Raw genomic sequence first — 14,388 nt, 5'->3', positions numbered from 1 at the left:
GACCTATCGGTTGGGAATTCCCAACGCTCCCACACTGACCGTGACGACCGCGTCCTTGGAGATCTCGGACCCGGCGGGCTGAGTCTGCGAGAGAATCTTGCCGACCATTTCCGGTATCAGTGTGGTGGTCTGCGTCTGCACCAACTGGCCGGCCGTTCCCGCCCAACCGGCGGCACGCAGCGTGGTCAACGCTTCGGAGACGGTCTTGTTGGTGAGATCGGGAATCGCGATCTTGTTGCCGTTTGACACCCGGAGCGTCACCGTCGAGCCCTTGGTGGCAGACGTTCCACCGACGGGATCAGTGGAGACGACCTGGCCTGCAGGCAGGCCTGAGTCGATCTCGGTTATCTGAACGACAAATCCGGCACCTTCGATGTTGGGTCGCGCCACCTCTTCACGCTGGCCAGTGACATCGGGAACGCGGACCTGTTCGGGACCGGAACCGACGGTGATCGAGACAGCCGAATCGAGAACAACCGAAACCCCGACCGCCGGATCTTGACCGACAACCTTGTCCACCTCGGCGATCGTCGACGCGGCCTGACCGATCGTGGGATCGAGTCGCAGGCCGATGGCGGTGAGTTTGCGTTCGGCGTCGTCCTGGCTCAATCCGGTCAAGCGCGGGATGGCGACCTGTTCCGGTCCGGTGGAGACGTCGAGCGTGACGGTGCTGCCCTTTTCGAGGTTGACTCCGCCGACCGGGCGCGTGGTGATCACATTGCCCGGCGCAACAACCTTGTCGGTCTTGTTCTGCCGCTCGACGTTGAAGCCGGCGTTGCGGAGAGTCGCCTCCGCGGAATCGGCGGGCTGATTGGTCAGGCCAGTCGGCACGGCGACGGTTTCCGTCTTCGGCGAGTTCACCTGCCACAGGAAGGCACCGATCAACGCGATGACGATGACGGCGGCGAAGCCCATCAACGCGTAGCGCAGACCTTTCTTCTTGGCCGGCGGCTCCGGTGCCCGCCTACTCGCGGCGGCGGTGGTGACGGGAGCAACGGGATCAGCTGCGGTGCGGAGATTTCCGGTCTCGCTGCCGACGGCACCGAGAATCGTGGTGCGATCCTCGTCGTTCATCACCATCGGCGCGCTCGGACGCTGGCCGCCAAGCACCCGAACCAGATCGCTTCGCATGTCGCCCGCGCTCTGGTAACGGTTGGCGGGGTTCTTGCTCATCGCCTTGAGGATGATCGAATCCAGCTCGCGCGGAATGTCGGGGTTGATCTCCGACGGCGTCGGCGGATCCTCACGGACATGCTGGTACGCCACGGCAACGGGAGAGTCGCCGGAGAACGGCGGCTGACCGGTCAGGACCTCGTACAGCACACAGCCGAGCGAGTAGACGTCCGAACGTGCGTCGACCTGCTCGCCGCGAGCTTGCTCGGGTGAGAGGTACTGGGCGGTGCCGATCACGGCAGCCGTCTGCGTCATCGGGCTGGACGCGTCGGAGATTGCTCGGGCGATACCGAAGTCCATCACCTTCACGGCGCCGGCGCGGTTGATCATGATGTTGGCCGGCTTGACGTCACGGTGGACGATGCCGTTGCGGTGACTGAAGTCGAGTGCGGCGCAGACGTCCGCGATCACTTCCATCGCATGACGCGGCGCCATCGGGCCGTTGCTGCGCACGATGTCACGCAGGGTATCGCCGTCGACGTACTCCATCACGATGTACGGCAGCGGTCCCGCGTCGGTCTCGGCCTCACCGGTGTCGTAGACGGCCACGATCGCCGGGTGATTCAGTGCGGCAGCATTGTGTGCCTCACGACGGAACCGCAGGTAGAACGTAGGGTCACGCGCGAGGTCGGCCCGCAGGACCTTGATGGCTACATCTCGGCTGAGGCGGAGGTCGCGTGCCAGATGAACCTCGGACATTCCACCGAAGCCGAGAATCTCACCCAGCTCGTATCGGGAGGAGAGATTACGAGGTGTCGTCATTCGTCTTGTCCTAGCGGTTCTTCTGCAGCGTTTGTCGTGGTGGTTGTAGTTGTCGTGGTGGTTGTGGTCGTTGTGGTGGTCGGCTCGGTGGTGGTCGTCGTAGTCGGCACCGTTGTTGTCGTGGTGGTCGGCTCGGTCGTTGTTGTCGTCGGCCGCGTTGTCGTGGTGGTCGGCTCGACGGTTGTGGTGGTGGTGGGACGCGTCGTTGTTGTCGTCGGCCGCGTTGTTGTCGTCGTGGGACGCGTGGTTGTCGACGACGTCACGACGGCCGGCGAGGAATTGTCAGGTCCGTCCGTCGCGATCCACACGCCGCCGATGATCAACGCCAGAGCGATCAATCCACCGCCGGCCCACGCCATCGCCTTCTGGCCACTGGTCAGTCCACCTGCTGCGGCCGCATCGTCAGCGGCCATCGCGGCCGGACCCGCGTAGCCGGCGGTCGGGGGCATTATCTGAGTGGCGCCCGTCGGCGGCAGCGTGCCGCCCTGGCCCAATCCTGGTGGCGGCGGACGTCTTCCAGCGCGGACGGCTGCGACGGCGTCGGCGAATTCGCCACCGTTTGCGTAGCGACCGGCCGGGTCCTTGGTCAACGTGATGTCGATGAGTTCGCGGATGTTGGGCGCCAGGTCGGCCGGCATCGGAGCCGGAATCTCCTGGACATGCTTCATTGCGACGGTCAAAGCGCCGTCGCCGGTGAACGGGCGACGGCCTGAAAGTGCTTCGTAACCAACGATTCCCAGCGAGTACACGTCACTGGCCGACGTGGCGTCCTGCCCGAGGGCCTGCTCGGGAGCGATGTACTGGGCGGTGCCCATCACCATTCCGGTGCGCGTGACAGGCGCGCTCTCGACGGCCTTCGCGATACCGAAATCGGTGATCTTGACCTGACCTGCGGGTGTGATGAGGATGTTGCCCGGCTTGACGTCCCGGTGCACCACACCTGCATCGTGCGCAACCTGCAGCGCCCGACCGGTCTGCTCGAGCATGTCCAGCGCATGCGGAACCGCAAGGCGGCCGACGCGCGCCAACACGGCATTGAGCGGTTCGCCGTTGACCAGTTCCATCACCAGGTAGGCAGTGGAATCGCCTGAGCTGTCCCGAGTCTCGCCGTAATCGTAAATACCGGCAATGCCAGGATGATTCAGCTGCGCTGTGGTGCGCGCCTCGAACCGGAAACGTTCCAAGAACTCCGGATCGGACGAGAACTCGGACTTGAGTACCTTGACGGCAACGCGTCGATTGAGCCGGGAATCCGTGGCTTCCCAGACCTGCCCCATACCGCCGGTGGCGATGAGACGGTTCAGTCGGTAACGATCGGCGATCAAAGCGCCATTGTTCAACGCCATGGTTCAGCCCCCTTGTATTCCGGCTGCGATAACTGCTCGACCGATCGGTGCAGCCACCGAGCCACCGGTAGCGGCAAGTCCGCGGTCGCCACCGTTCTCGACGATGACGGCGACTGCAACCGTCGGATTCTGAGCCGGTGCAAACGCGATGTACCAGGCATGCGGCGGTGTTTCGCGCGGATTCACGCCATGCTCGGCGGTGCCTGTCTTGGATGCGATCTGGACGCCGGGGATCTTGCCCTCGCCGCCGGTGAAGTTCTCCGAGCCGATCATCAGATCGGTCAGAGTTGCCGCCACCGTCGGTGAAATCGCCTGGCCCATCGATACCGGGGCCGGTGCACTGAGCTCGGTCAGGTCCGGTGCCTGCAGTTGGGAAATCAGATTGGGAGCCATCCGCACACCACCGTTGGCGACGGTCGCGGCGATCACGGCATTCTCGAGCGGCGTCACAGCGACGTCGCGTTGACCGATACTGGTCTGTCCGAGGGCCGCGTCGTCGGGGATGTCGCCGACGGTGCTGTCTGCGACCGACAACGGGATGGCGGGAGTGTTGGGGCCGATGCCGAATGCCTTGGCCTCGTCCTTGATGGCGTCGGCGCCGTCCTTGATACCCAGCTCGACGAATGCGGTGTTGCAGGAACGCGCAAACGCGTCACGCAGCGACGCCGTCGGATTGGATCCGCAGGTGCTTCCGTTGTAGTTCTCGAGCGTGGTGCTGGTTCCGGGCAGCGTGATCTGCGGCGCCGCAGTCAACTGATCCTCCGGGGTAGCACCGTTCGTGAGCGCAGCCGAGGTGGTGATCACCTTGAACGTCGAGCCGGGCGGGTAGGTCTGGGAAATCGCCCGGTTCACCAACGGATCGGCTGGGTCAGCGTTCAGTTCGTCCCACGCTTTTGTCGTCTCGGCGCCGTCGTGGCCCGCAAGCAGGTTCGGGTCGTAGCTCGGTGTGCTCACCATGCTCAGGATTCGGCCGGTGCTCGGCTCGATCGCAACGACGGAACCGGTGTAGCCCTTGCTGGTCAACTGGTCGTAGGCAACCTGCTGCATTGCCGGATTGAGAGTTGTCACGACGTTTCCGCCGCGCGGATCGCGACCGGACACCAGATCGAAGAATCGCTGGCTGAACAACCGGTTGTCCGAACCGTTGAGGATCGGATCTTCGGTGCGCTCGAGGCCGGTGCTGCCGTACTGCATCGAGTAGAAGCCGGTCACCGGCGCGTACGGGTACGGATTGGGGTATTCGCGCAGGTACTTGTACCGATCCTCGGTGATGCTGGACGAGGCCAGTACCTGACCGGCAGCGGAGATCTGACCGCGCTGGCGTGAGTACTCGTCGAGCAGCACCCGCGAGTTGCGGGGGTCGGCCCGCAGGTCATCGGCTTTGATGACCTGAACGTAAGTCGCGTTGGCGAGGAGTGCGACAACCATCAACATGACGGCCATCGCGACGCGGCGTAGGGGAATGTTCATACGCGCGGCATCATCTCGGTATTGGCGTCGGCGATAGGGGGCGGACCCTTCTTCTTGGCAACTACCGGCGCGCGGGCTGCGTCGGAGATTCGGATGAGGATGGCCATCAGGAGGTAGTTCGCGAGAAGCGACGAACCGCCGTACGACATGAAAGGCGTCGTCAAACCTGTGAGCGGAATCAGCTTGGTGACGCCGCCGACGACGACAAAGATCTGGATCGCGATGGTGAACGACAAGCCGGCGGCAAGCAGCTTGCCGAAGCTGTCACGCACGGCCAGTGCCGTGCGCAGGCCACGAACGATCAGGATCAGGAACAACATCAAGACAGCAGCGAGGCCGATGAGCCCCAACTCTTCGCCGATGGTCGCGATGATGAAGTCGGTCTTGGCGAACGGCACCTGATTGGGCCGGCCACTGCCCAAGCCTGTACCGGCGATACCGCCCGTGGCCAGGCCGAACAGCGACTGCGAAATCTGATAGCCGGTATTGGCGTAGTCGCCGAGCGGATCGAGCCACGTGTCGACGCGCACGCGGACGTGGCCGAACATCTTGTAGGCGAAGAAGAATCCGATGGCGAGCAGTCCGCCACCGATCACGAGCCACCCCACGCGCTCGGTGGCGATGTACAGCATCACCAGCACCGTGCTGAACAGCAGCAACGACGTACCGAGGTCGGTCTCGAACACGAGCACCCCGACGGACACGATCCAGGCGAGCAGGATCGGACCGAGATCGCGGGCACGCGGAAAGTCCATGCCGAGGAAGTGCTTGCCGGCCGTGGTGAACAGATCGCGCTTGGCAACCAGGACCGACGCAAAGAAGATGATCAGCAGGATCTTGGCGAACTCACCAGGCTGAATGCTGAATCCGGGCAGACGAATCCAGATCTTCGCGCCGTTCACGCTCGAGAACTTCGCCGGCAGGATTGCCGGGATCGCCAAAAACACCAGTCCGGCCAGACCCAGCGTGTAGCTGAACCGGGCCATCAACCGGTAGTCCCTCAAGAACACCAGCAGCAGAACAAAACCCGCAATCGCCAGGGCCGTCCACATGACCTGCTGGTTAGCGTCCGGCGATGGCGCTTCGACGCCGTTGTACAGCGCAGTCTGTTGGTCGGCCAGGTCCAGACGGTGAATCAGGACCAGGCCGAGGCCGTTGAGCAATGCCACGATCGGCAACAGCAACGGATCCGCGTACGGCGCATATCGCCTGATCGCCAAGTGTGCAATCAGGAACAGACCCGTGTACGCGAGCGCGTACTTCGCCAGATCCAGAGTGATCTTCTGCTCCTGGCTTGCCTCCACCAGCAGCAGTGACACCGTGGTGATGATGACGGCAAACCCGAGCAGCATCAGTTCCATGTTGCGCCGAGTGGACTGGACCGGCGCCGGAGCAAAACCTCCGGGCGGGCTCGGAAAAGCCGTCCCAGCAGTGGCGTTGGACGACATCAGTTGACCGTCCTGCAAGTCTGACCGGGAATTCCGGTCGGGGTCGGTGCCGGTGTCGGAGTGGTGGTTGTTGCCACGGGAGGCACAGGCTCTACCGGTGGCGGCGGCGCTTCGGTAGTCGGAACCACCGCTGTTCCCACCGGCGGCGGCGTCGGAGTCGCCGAAGTCGTGGTGGACGGAATCGATTCACAACGAGGCAGAAGGTCGCCGCCGATGAGCCGGATCATCTGGCTCTGCGCGTCCGTACGATTGCCAGACGGCAGCCCGGCCCTGACCTGTTCCTGCGCCGACGGTTGCAGATCGGTCACCTCGAGGACGTTGCAATCGCTCGGGATCTCGTTCGGGGAGACAAGCGTCAGGACGTCGTCGTCGCCGACGCACCCGATCAGGTCAGCTTCCTGCAGCGAGTAACCGAGGACGGAACCGGGAATTCCGCGCAGCACCGTGACGCGGCCCTCGTCGGCGCCGACGTAGTAGTTGTTGCGGATAACGGTGCGTCCGATGACGGCGCCAACTCCGATCACCGCGAGCAGCACAACGGCGATAACCACCCACCACAACCGGTTCCGCTTCTTCTTCGGCTCGGGTTCAGGCTGGGAAACAACACGTTTGGGTGTCGCGCGTGGTGGACGCATAGCGGCAGCGCGTCCGGCAGCGGTATTGGGAGGAGGAGTGAACTCTTCTTCCTCGGTGGACGCGGCGCCCGCGACGATGGGACGTGACTGTCCGTAATCGAGGTCGATGACGTCGGCCACGACGACGGTGACGTTGTCCGGACCGCCGCTGCGCAGGGCCAACTCGATGAGTCGGTCCGCGCACTCTTCCTGCGAGCCCTCGCGCATCGTGTTCTCGATGGTTTCGTCGCTGACCACGTCGGACAATCCGTCGGAGCACAGGAGATAACGATCGCCGGCGCGGGCTTCGCGCATGGTGAGCGTCGGCTCGATCTCGTTGCCCGTCAGCGCGCGCATGATCAGCGACCGCTGCGGGTGAGTGTGTGCCTGCTCTGCAGTGATCCGGCCCTCGTCGACCAAGGACTGAACAAAAGTGTCGTCGCGGGTGATCTGCGTCAGATGGTTGTCGCGCAGCAGATACGCGCGCGAGTCACCGATATGCACCAGGCCGAGCTTGCTGCCCGAGAAGAGAATCGCGGTGAGCGTTGTCCCCATGCCGTCGAGTTCAGGTTCTTCCTCGACATGATCGGCAATGGAGTCGTTGCCCTCACGCGTTGCCGCCTCTAGCTTGCCGAGCAGATCCTCGCCGGGCTCGTCGTCGTCGAGATGGGCAAGTGCCGCGATCATCAGCTGCGACGCAACTTCACCGGCCGCGTGGCCGCCCATACCGTCGGCCAGAGCCAGGAGGCGAGCGCCCGCGTACACGGAATCTTCGTTGTTGGAGCGCACCAGACCACGGTCGCTGCGCGCCGCGTAGCGGAGAACAAGGGTCACGGGCGTAACTCGATTACCGTCTTGCCGACACGGACCGGGGTACCCAACGGGACCCGCACAGCCGTGGTGACCTTGGCGCGGTCCAGGTAAGTGCCGTTGGTGGAACCAAGATCTTCGACGTACCAGTCGGCCCCGCGTTGGGAGAGCCGCGCATGGCGCGTCGACGCGTAGTCATCGGTCAGGACCAGCGTGGAATCGTCGGCGCGACCGATCATGACGGGTTGCGAACCCAACGTGATGCGAGTGCCGGCGAGAGCGCCCTGTGTGACGACCAGATAGCGAGGCACCTTCGTTTTACCGAGGGAGGGGAGGACTTTCCCGGCGCGTGTGTACCGCTGAGGAACACGCACTCCGGAGCCGGCGTAGATATCCGACCGCAGCGTGCGCAGGACTGCCCAGACGAACAGCCACAAGAGGAGCAGAAAGCCTGCCCGTGTGAGTTGCAGAATCAGGCCCTGCACGGCTGTCCACCTCCTTCTATGGCTCGATCCCCGCCGCAGCAAGGGTTCGAGCGTTGTCGACTGGCAGCATCATATGGGGCACGGGGCCCCGAAAGATCACGATACTGACATGGAGTGCCGGAGGCGCGCCGACGGACCGCCCTATGTTCGATTGTTATCGGAATATTCGCCAGCAACCTTCGTCACACTCAGAGGATACGGACCAAGATCTCGGAGTGACCAGCGCGAATGATGTCGCCGTCGGCGAGTTGCCAGTCCTGAACCGGCGCCCCGTTAACTGTGGTGCCGTTCGTGGAACCGAGATCGGACAGCATTGCCGTCCGGCCGTCCCAGCGGATGTCGATGTGACGACGTGAAACACCGGTGTCGGGAAGACGGAACTGTGCTTCCTGGCCGCGGCCGATGATGTTGCTGCCATCGCGGAGCTGGAAGTGGCGTCCACTGCCGTCCTCGAGCTGGAGGGTTGCCGTCACAGCAGCCTGCGGGGCTGCGGGCGCGTAACCACCCTGGTTGTAACCCTGCTGGGCGTACGACTGTGTCTGGTCGTAGTTGCCGCCCTGATTGTTGTATGCCTGCTGGTCGTAGCTGCCCTGATCGTAAGACTGAGCGTCGTACGGCTGCTGCTGGTAACCCTGCTGGTCGTAGCTGCCCTGATCGTAAGACTGGGCGTCGTACGGCTGCTGCTGGTAACCCTGCTGGTCGTAACCACCCTGGTACGCCTGCTGGTTGTAACCGCCCTGGTCGTAGGACTGCTGATCGTAGGCAGGCTGCTGGTAGCCGCCCTGCTGAGCGTCGTACGGCTGCTGCTGGTAACCCTGCTGGTCGTAGCTGCCTTGGTACGCCTGCTGGTTGTTGTTGTACGGCTGCTGCTGGTAGCCCTGCTGGTTGTATCCACCCTGGTCGTAGGGCGCCTGCTGCGGCTGATCGTCACCGGTGCGGTAACCGTCGCCGCGGTCGTACCCGTTCTGAGGCGGCGCTTCCTGGCCCCGTGGTGCGGGGTAGTTGCCGTCGTCGTGTGAGTATCCGTTGCGCGCCGGCTGCTGATCGGGCTGGCGACCAGCCGGTTCGCGGCTGGACTCGTAGCCTGAGTTCTGCGTCATGGTGCCGGCTCCTGGTTGTGACGGGACTGGATTCGAAACAGGGGGAACAATAGGTGCAGGTGATTGTGGCGGTCGAGACGATACCTGCGGAACATTGGACCGGGGCGATGCTTGGTCGGCATCGTCGTCCGGGTCGACAGTGCCGCGGGTGCGGAACTGACCGGTATGCAATGTAGGCGAGGGCTCGAAAGTCACCGAAATATCGCCATACGTCTGCCAGCCCTGATCTCGGATGAAATCCTGCAGATGCCGGCTGAAAGCCTTGATAGTGAGGTCGCGGTCGGCCGCCAACTCCTCGTGATCCGAATTGTTGATCGTGATCACATAGTGGTTGGGGGCAAGGAGAATTCCGCCGCCGAGGTGCTCGACGCGGTCGCGCGCTTCCTGTTGGAGCGCAGCCTCTACTTCTTGCGGTACGACGCCGCCGCCGAAGACACGTGCGAATGCGTCGCCGACAGCTCCTTGAAGCTTTCGCTCAAAACGCTGAACGATGCCCATCGGGGTCTCCTCTCGCTTCGCATTTCCCGGTGGAAAAATGCTCGGCAACTAGCGCCGGCATCGCCCACTCGCGTGTCGTTCGAACTACTGTCAGGTTCCACGGTACTGTCAAACGGCTGTTCGGCAGTATCTGCCTCTGGTTCCTGCATGATATCGGTTCCTCCCACTGAAGTACCCTGTGTTCTTCGTTTCATGCCGTGACCAGTACGAATAGAAGTTTCAAATGTTGTCGTGATAATGTTTCGACGTTGCTCGGGCGAGTGGCGGAATGGCAGACGCGCTGGCTTCAGGTGCCAGTGTCCTTAGGGACGTGGGGGTTCAAGTCCCCCTTCGCCCACCACAGACGAGGCCACAAACTCTTTCGAGTTTGTGGCCTCGTTTTTTGTTGGTTGAGGTAGTCCGGAAATTACGCGTTGTTCTGTCGTCGGACCATCTCGTTGATCCAGATGGGTGCAAACGGAGATGTGCAGTTCGGGGGAGTCGGGTAATCCTCGAGTACCCGCAGTCGTTCACCGATGTCGATTGCCCGCGCCCGGTACTCGGCGTGCTCGATCCCGATCTGAGCCAGGGTGTGGTTCATCGCCCACTGCAAGCGATCGGGGGCGTCCTTCATCTCCGCCTCGATGACGTCGAGCAGACGCGCTAGGTCGAGGCCCTCGGGTTTCTTCGCCACGCGCTCGGTGGTCAGTGCCCAACCGGCGCTCGCGACCACTGGATCCGAATCGCCTGACCAAGCCAGGCGAAGCTCTTCGGCGTGCGGGTTCTTTTTCACTACATAGTTCACAAGCCAGTCGTGAACCTTCGGCGCGCGCGCCTCGCGCAACATTGCGTCCAACTCGTCGCGGTCGAACGCCTTCGGACGGCAGATCAGGATCGCCAACAAGCGAGCCGCGGTGTCATCCGTCTTCCAAAGCTGTTGTGCGAGTTCCTGCTGCGTCTTCAGCCGCTTCGCGAGGGCACGCAATTTGGTGAGGTTCACGCCGTGATCGTCGCCGTGCTTCTCGTTCACCGCGCGGACCTTCGGATCCTCGAGCGCGGCCAATTCGGCCATCACCTCGGCCACTGTTGTAGCGGCTACCCCGGTTTTATCGGCCACCTCGGCCTCCTGTCCTTCGCGTCTGAGATTTCAGTCTAGGAGGGCAGTGTCGTCAGGAGGGCAGTGTCGTCGACCACGGCATCCAACGGCCATCTGCCGGCGGTTGCACCGGTGCGGCCCGAAGCTCAGCGGCTCGTTCCCTGGACAAAGGCGTCTTGCCGCTACGACTCCAGCCGTTGCCGTCCCAGGAATGTTCGAGCACTGGCCGAAGATTGCCGGTGATGCGTTCGGAGAGTTGCCCAGCAGTCAGCGCTTCGGAGTATTCAGCCAACTCCCGCAAGGTGGATTCTGCGTCCTCACTGCACGCGTCGCATCCGCAGGAGGGGAGCGCGATGTGCTGCCACGCACCGACGTCGAGATACAACCCGGGAAACGACGTGAAGGTGATCGCGAGCTGTGCCTGGTCCACGTGAACTGGAGTTATCTGTACAGACTCCAACGTCGCGACGGTCTTAGACTTCGACGGTGCCGCCGGACCGCGGGAAATCGTCACGTCGAACCTGGATACCAGATCGCGGATCAACTCTTCGGCAGCCGATATCAACGGAGCAAACCGTTCCGGGTTCGTGACGCGCCCGTATGCCTCTTCGGGTGGATCGTCCAACGTTGTAGCCCTCCCGCTTTGTCCGAAAAGACGTCCCCGCAGGGACGTTTCGATCAGAATCTACGCAATTCAGACGGATACTGCTTGTAGTCGAACCCGAAGTGCGACCGAACCCTACGATCTTGGTACGGACCAGTCTGCGTAGGAGGTATCGGCCATGCATGCTGCATTGATCGTTACATGGAATCCGGATCAATGGGATTGGGGTGCCGCCTATCTCGATGCCATCGACCAAACAGTCAAACGCGTAAAGGTCAAGGACAGCTGGTCTACCGGTGTGCGAAAGGGTGGGGTGAGCCCAGGTGACCGGGTCTTCCTGCTTCGTCAGGGAACTAAGGGACGAGGAATAGTTGCCAGCGGAAAAGTGACCAGCGAAATTTACGAGAGTAAGCATTGGGATGGTTCCGCGCGTCCGGCAAACTATGTCGACCTGCGGTGGGATGTAGTCCTCGCAGTCGAAGATCTGTTGCCGACTGAGGCCTTGGAAGAGGCTATGCCTGAGCAGCATTGGCGGCCTCAGGGCGGCGGCATCATGCTGGCGGCGAACGCAGCGTTGGATCTCGAAATGTTGTGGGTTGCACACCGGGACAGCCTTGATGTCGAGGCGGAAGGCCGCTTGGGTAGAGGGGCAGCTCAGGGGCGACTGCAGGACCCGGTGCTCCGGAAGAAGATCGAAGATGCTGCACAAGACCGCCTGATGGAGCACTATCGTTCGCGGGGCTGGAAGATAACGGATACCAGGCTTGGTAGTCCCTTCGATGCGACGGCCGAAAAGGGCGGAAAGCTGCTGTACTTGGAAGCCAAAGGCACACAGACTCTTGGCGCTGCCGTTCTGGTGACCCAGCGCGAAGTCGAACATGCGCTCGCCCACGCAGGTTCGACGATGATGGGTATTTGGTCGGGAATCAAATTCAACGATGACGACGAGGTTGATCAGAACTCAGGATATTTCCGCATAATCCCTTTCGATCCCGAATCGGGTGAGCTGACGCCTGTGACACTGAAGTGGTGTCCGGACGACTAGGTAATCACCGTCTTGTGGCGAGGCATTTGTCCGAAAAAGCGTCCCCGCGGGGACGCTTCAGCTCCTGGTCTTCAGCGCCGACTGCGCCGCGTTGTAGCCGCACATCCCGTGGACGCCGCCGCTCGGGGGAGTTGCGGACGAGCAGAGGAAGGCACCAGGAACTCCGGTGGCATAAGGATCCAACCCGAACCTGGGGCGGGCGATGAGCTGCCTCGGTGTGTTTGCTCCGGCAGAAATGTCCCCGCCGACGTAATTGGGGTTGTAGGCCTCCATCTGCGGGACGTTGCGAACATGCACGCCGACGATCCGGTCCCGGAAACCGGGTGCGAAGCGTTCGATCTGCCGAGTGACGGACTCGGTGACATCACCCGAATATCCATGCGGGACATGTGCATACGACCAGAGTGGGTGGATGTCTCCCACTGATCGTGATGGGTCGGCCAGGAACTGCTGACCCACGAGAATGAATGGTGCTGAGGGCATTTCACCCTGGGCGGTCTGACGTTCGACGGCGGCGATTTCCGGCATCGATCCGGCGAGATGCAAGGCGCCGGCTTTTCGGGCGTGTGGATTCGTCCACGGTACGACGCTTCCGTCGGAGTCGCCGCGCACGGCGTAGTCGACTTTGTAGGCGGCGGGTCCGTAGCGGTACTTGCGGTAGGCCCGCGCAATTCGATCGGGCTGATGGCCGTCGAGGAGTCGAGCGGCGGCGTCGGGTGCGAGGTCGAGCATCACGATGTCGTAGCCGGCCAACGAGGAGAAGTCGGTGACCCGGTTTCCGGTTTCGACGGTGCCGCCGAGGCTGCGCAGAATGGAGGTCAGAGCAGCGGCAATAGAGCCGGAGCCGCCGCGGGCGACTGGCCAGCCGTGTGCGTGGGCGCCTGCGGTGAGCATGAGTCCGCCCGCACTGGACAGTGGGGTAGTCAGCGCACCGAACATGTGCGCGGCGCTGCCACCGAACAGCGCCCGGGCCTGTGGGGTCTTCCACATACGTGCGAAACCAGCTGCGGGGAGAATCGCGCCGGCGCCGAACCTGGCCAGTATCAGCGGGTGTTTCGGGATATGGACGATTGGTTGAAAGACGTCCTCGACCAACGCGTCGAAGTGCTCCGACAGATACCCGAATACCGAGCGCCACCGCTTACCGTCGACGCCCATCTCGTCGGCAGTTCGGTCGATATCGCGCCACAGAACCCCGGCGGTCCCGTCGTCGAGTGGATGGACCAGATCGATTTCGGGCCAGAGCCATTCCAATCCGTGATCGGCGAAACCGAATTCCCGGTCGAGTCCGCGGAAGAACGGTGATGCCAGCGCGGTGGGATGGAAGCCCGCGCAGTCGTCGTGGATGAGTCCGTCGACAATGTATTCACTGCTGCGGGTGCCGCCGCCGATCTTGTCGGCGCCTTCGATGACGTGGACCGCGATACCGTGTCGGGCGAGTTCGATTGCCGCTGCCAGTCCGTTGGGGCCGCTGCCCACGACCACCGCTGTTGTCATGCGGCTGAGCGTACGGAAATCGCAGGGAGCGTAGGGAAATCACACGAATGAGATTCCGTTAACAATTGATGCCGCAGCAGCCCTTGGTTGATCGATCAACTTTTGCTACAGTTTCAGACACACTGGCCGCAGCTGATCTTTATCGCTGCGGCCAGTTGTTGCATTTGTCGCACTTTTAGGCCGGTTGCCTGGGGATTCGGTATCCTGTGAAGCGGAACTTTTCTGCACGAACGCAGCCCTGAATCTTTCCGAGGCGCTCTCGGGCGTCCTGCATCGCCGCAGTTCAGAGCAAATATAGGGCTACCTTAGTTGCGCGCATGCTGGGGTTCTGAATTATCGTTTTCGTTACACGGTTGACTCGCAGAAGTTTCAACCGACTGTGCCGGACACATCGTCGTGCCGGTGCTTACGAACTTGCATTGCAAGTTGATGACCATCAGCGTTGCTGGTCGTCGGTGCAT

General features: G+C 62.5%; 11 protein-coding genes and 1 tRNA gene. 2 read left to right on the top strand and 10 right to left on the bottom strand.

From position 1 onward, the window contains the following. Positions 1-3: 3 nt before the first annotated feature. The 7 genes from pknB to FEZ60_RS29660 all read right to left on the bottom strand — a co-directional run bounded on the left by pknB (position 4) and on the right by FEZ60_RS29660 (position 9,706). Complete coding sequence (gene pknB / locus FEZ60_RS29690; protein WP_033235331.1) at positions 4-1,935, bottom strand: Stk1 family PASTA domain-containing Ser/Thr kinase; 1,932 nt, start codon at positions 1,933-1,935, stop codon at positions 4-6. Further along, on the bottom strand, positions 1,932-3,281 hold the full coding sequence (locus tag FEZ60_RS29685) for a protein kinase (RefSeq protein WP_033235332.1): 1,350 nt from the start codon (positions 3,279-3,281) through the stop codon (positions 1,932-1,934). The genes pknB and FEZ60_RS29685 overlap by 4 nt, the downstream gene beginning before the upstream one ends. A gap of 3 nt (positions 3,282-3,284) precedes the next feature. Beyond that, positions 3,285-4,751 (bottom strand): penicillin-binding protein 2, encoded by a 1,467-nt coding sequence (locus FEZ60_RS29680; RefSeq protein ID WP_033235333.1) that lies wholly within the window; start codon positions 4,749-4,751, stop codon positions 3,285-3,287. Further along, entirely contained in the window at positions 4,748-6,199 is a 1,452-nt protein-coding gene (locus FEZ60_RS29675) for an FtsW/RodA/SpoVE family cell cycle protein (protein ID WP_033235334.1), read from the bottom strand. Before FEZ60_RS29675 ends, FEZ60_RS29680 begins: the two co-directional genes overlap by 4 nt. Beyond that, the gene (locus tag FEZ60_RS29670; RefSeq protein ID WP_172937735.1) at positions 6,199-7,647 is read right to left on the bottom strand and encodes a PP2C family serine/threonine-protein phosphatase; all 1,449 of its coding nucleotides are present in this window, start codon (positions 7,645-7,647) and stop codon (positions 6,199-6,201) included. The genes FEZ60_RS29675 and FEZ60_RS29670 overlap by 1 nt, the downstream gene beginning before the upstream one ends. Continuing rightward, a complete protein-coding gene (locus FEZ60_RS29665) occupies positions 7,644-8,108 on the bottom strand; it encodes an FHA domain-containing protein (RefSeq protein ID WP_033235336.1) in 465 nt (154 codons plus the stop codon). Before FEZ60_RS29665 ends, FEZ60_RS29670 begins: the two co-directional genes overlap by 4 nt. 188 nt (positions 8,109-8,296) lie before the next feature. After that, complete coding sequence (locus tag FEZ60_RS29660) at positions 8,297-9,706, bottom strand: DUF3662 and FHA domain-containing protein (RefSeq protein WP_141485318.1); 1,410 nt, start codon at positions 9,704-9,706, stop codon at positions 8,297-8,299. A 254-nt stretch (positions 9,707-9,960) separates the two neighbouring features. Here FEZ60_RS29660 and FEZ60_RS29655 point away from each other — a divergent pair. Next, positions 9,961-10,046 (top strand) — tRNA-Leu (locus FEZ60_RS29655). Between the two features lie 66 nt (positions 10,047-10,112). Here FEZ60_RS29655 and FEZ60_RS29650 read toward each other — a convergent pair. Beyond that, positions 10,113-10,757 carry a DNA alkylation repair protein gene (locus FEZ60_RS29650; RefSeq protein WP_172937764.1) on the bottom strand — a complete coding sequence of 215 codons (645 nt, stop codon included), beginning with the start codon at positions 10,755-10,757 and terminating at the stop codon, positions 10,113-10,115. A 97-nt stretch (positions 10,758-10,854) separates the two neighbouring features. Next, positions 10,855-11,406, bottom strand: coding sequence for a DUF6226 family protein (locus FEZ60_RS29645; RefSeq protein WP_172937734.1), 552 nt, complete (start codon positions 11,404-11,406; stop codon positions 10,855-10,857). A gap of 157 nt (positions 11,407-11,563) precedes the next feature. On the opposite strand from FEZ60_RS29645, the gene FEZ60_RS29640 reads away from it, so the two are divergent. Continuing rightward, the gene (locus tag FEZ60_RS29640) at positions 11,564-12,430 is read left to right on the top strand and encodes a DUF3883 domain-containing protein (RefSeq protein ID WP_172937733.1); all 867 of its coding nucleotides are present in this window, start codon (positions 11,564-11,566) and stop codon (positions 12,428-12,430) included. A gap of 57 nt (positions 12,431-12,487) precedes the next feature. Here the strand turns inward: FEZ60_RS29640 and FEZ60_RS29635 are convergent, their stop codons facing one another. Next, entirely contained in the window at positions 12,488-13,927 is a 1,440-nt protein-coding gene (locus FEZ60_RS29635; protein WP_172937732.1) for an NAD(P)/FAD-dependent oxidoreductase, read from the bottom strand. Positions 13,928-14,388 lie beyond the last annotated feature (461 nt).

This window comes from Rhodococcus sp. MS16, assembly GCF_013277795.1.
Taxonomy (GTDB): Bacteria; Actinomycetota; Actinomycetes; order Mycobacteriales; family Mycobacteriaceae; genus Rhodococcus_F; species Rhodococcus_F globerula.
The sequence above is the reverse complement of the archived record's forward strand: the minus strand, read 5'-3'. Positions and strand labels throughout refer to the sequence as shown.

Coding starts and splice junctions, on each gene's coding strand:
- FEZ60_RS29685 (WP_033235332.1), bottom strand. CDS start 3,281: ATGGCGTTGAACAATGGCGCTTTGATCGCCGATCGTTACCGACTGAAC.
- FEZ60_RS29675 (WP_033235334.1), bottom strand. CDS start 6,199: ATGTCGTCCAACGCCACTGCTGGGACGGCTTTTCCGAGCCCGCCCGGA.
- FEZ60_RS29680 (WP_033235333.1), bottom strand. CDS start 4,751: ATGAACATTCCCCTACGCCGCGTCGCGATGGCCGTCATGTTGATGGTT.
- FEZ60_RS29660 (WP_141485318.1), bottom strand. CDS start 9,706: ATGGGCATCGTTCAGCGTTTTGAGCGAAAGCTTCAAGGAGCTGTCGGC.
- FEZ60_RS29635 (WP_172937732.1), bottom strand. CDS start 13,927: ATGACAACAGCGGTGGTCGTGGGCAGCGGCCCCAACGGACTGGCAGCG.
- pknB (WP_033235331.1), bottom strand. CDS start 1,935: ATGACGACACCTCGTAATCTCTCCTCCCGATACGAGCTGGGTGAGATT.
- FEZ60_RS29640 (WP_172937733.1), top strand. CDS start 11,564: ATGCATGCTGCATTGATCGTTACATGGAATCCGGATCAATGGGATTGG.
- FEZ60_RS29650 (WP_172937764.1), bottom strand. CDS start 10,757: ATGGCCGAATTGGCCGCGCTCGAGGATCCGAAGGTCCGCGCGGTGAAC.